Below are 2,550 nucleotides of genomic sequence, written 5' to 3' on the forward strand. Positions count from 1 at the left end.
TTCGTACAACAACTGTTTGGGTGTTGTATAGTCAAGCCTCACGAGCAATTAGTATTGGTCAGCTTCACATATCACTATGCTTCCACATCCAACCTATCAACGTCGTAGTCTTCAACGGCTCTTTAGGAGACATAAAGTCTCGGGGAAATCTTATCTTGAGGTAGGCTTCCCGCTTAGATGCTTTCAGCGGTTATCCCTTCCGAACATAGCTACCCGGCGATGCCACTGGCGTGACAACCGGTACACCAGAGGTTCGTCCACTCTGGTCCTCTCGTACTAGGAGCAGATCCTCTCAAATTTCCAACGCCCACGGTAGATAGGGACCGAACTGTCTCACGACGTTCTAAACCCAGCTCGCGTACCTCTTTAAATGGCGAACAGCCATACCCTTGGGACCTGCTTCAGCCCCAGGATGAGATGAGCCGACATCGAGGTGCCAAACACCGCCGTCGATATGAACTCTTGGGCGGTATCAGCCTGTTATCCCCAGAGTACCTTTTATCCGTTGAGCGATGGCCCTTCCATACAGAACCACCGGATCACTAAGACCTACTTTCGTACCTGCTCGACTTGTGGGTCTCGCAGTTAAGCGCGCTTTTGCCTTTATACTCTACGCGTGATTTCCGACCACGCTGAGCGCACCTTCGTACTCCTCCGTTACTCTTTAGGAGGAGACCGCCCCAGTCAAACTACCCACCAGACATGGTCCTCGTCCCGGATAACGGGACAGAGTTAGAACCTCAATATTACCAGGGTGGTATTTCAAGGACGGCTCCATCGCAACTAGCGTCGCGACTTCAAAGCCTCCCACCTATCCTACACAAGTAAGATCAAAGTTCAATGTCAAGCTGCAGTAAAGGTTCACGGGGTCTTTCCGTCTAGCCGCGGGTACACCGCATCTTCACGGCGAATTCGATTTCACTGAGTCTCTGCTGGAGACAGCGCCCCCATCATTATGCCATTCGTGCAGGTCGGAACTTACCCGACAAGGAATTTCGCTACCTTAGGACCGTTATAGTTACGGCCGCCGTTTACTGGGGCTTCGATCAAGAGCTTCGCTTACGCTAACCCCATCAATTAACCTTCCAGCACCGGGCAGGCATCACACCCTATACGTCCACTTTCGTGTTTGCAGAGTGCTATGTTTTTAATAAACAGTTGCAGGGGCCTGGTTTCTGAGGCTGTCGGCCGCTCAAGGAGCAAGTCCTATCACAGACAACAGCGTACCTTCTCCCGAAGTTACGGTACCATTTTGCCTAGTTCCTTCAGCAGAGTTCTCTCAAGCGCTTTGGTCTACTCGACCTGACCACCTGTGTCGGTTTCGGGTACGATTCCTGTGTAACTGAAGCTTAGAGACTTTTCCTGGAAGCATGGTATCAGCCACTTCACTGTACAAGTACAGCTTGCTATCAGTTCTCAGCATAGAGTACCCCGGATTTGCCTAAGATACATGCCTACAACCTTCCACCTGGACAACCAACGCCAGGCTGACTTAACCTTCTCCGTCCTCTCATCGCATTACACAGAAGTATTGGAATATTAACCAATTTCCCATCGACTACGCCTCTCGGCCTCGCCTTAGGGGTCGACTCACCCAGCCCCGATTAACGTTGGACTGGAACCCTTGGTCTTTCAGCGTGCGAGTTTTTCACTCGCATTGTCGTTACTCACGTCAGCATTCGCACTTCTGATACCTCCAGCAGACTTCTCAATCCACCTTCATCGGCTTACAGAACGCTCCCCTACCACGCATAATAAATTATGCATCCGCAGCTTCGGCATATAGTTTTAGCCCCGTTACATCTTCCGCGCAGGCCGACTCGACTAGTGAGCTATTACGCTTTCTTTAAAGGGTGGCTGCTTCTAAGCCAACCTCCTAGCTGTCTATGCCTTCCCACATCGTTTCCCACTTAACTATAATTTTGGGGCCTTAGCTGGCGGTCTGGATTGTTTTCCTCTTGACTACGGACGTTAGCACCCGCAGTCTGTCTCCCGGATAGTACTCATTGGTATTCGGAGTTTGCATCGGTTTGGTAAGTCGGGATGACCCCCTAGCCGAAACAGTGCTCTACCCCCAATGGTATTCGTCCGAGGCGCTACCTAAATAGCTTTCGGGGAGAACCAGCTATCACCAAGTTTGATTAGCCTTTCACCCCTATCCACAAGTCATCCCCTGGCTTTTCAACGACAGTGGGTTCGGTCCTCCAGTTAGTGTTACCCAACCTTCAACCTGCTCATGGATAGATCACCTGGTTTCGGGTCTATACCCAGCAACTAAACGCCCTATTAAGACTCGGTTTCCCTACGGCTCCCCTATTCGGTTAACCTTGCTACTGAATATAAGTCGCTGACCCATTATACAAAAGGTACGCAGTCACCGGACTAAGCCGGCTCCCACTGCTTGTATGCATGCGGTTTCAGGATCTATTTCACTCCCCTCACAGGGGTTCTTTTCGCCTTTCCCTCACGGTACTGGTTCACTATCGGTCAGTCAGGAGTATTTAGCCTTGGAGGATGGTCCCCCCATATTCAGACAAGGTTTCACGTGCC

At 50.9% G+C, this 2,550-nt stretch carries 1 rRNA gene; it reads right to left on the minus strand.

Annotation, left to right across the window (positions count from 1 at the left end):
* Positions 1–27: 27 nt before the first annotated feature.
* A 23S ribosomal RNA gene (locus Q9R21_RS14760) occupies positions 28–2,550 on the minus strand; the annotation flags it as partial.

The organism is Acinetobacter sp. RG5, assembly GCF_031844265.1.
GTDB lineage: Bacteria > Pseudomonadota > Gammaproteobacteria > Pseudomonadales > Moraxellaceae > Acinetobacter.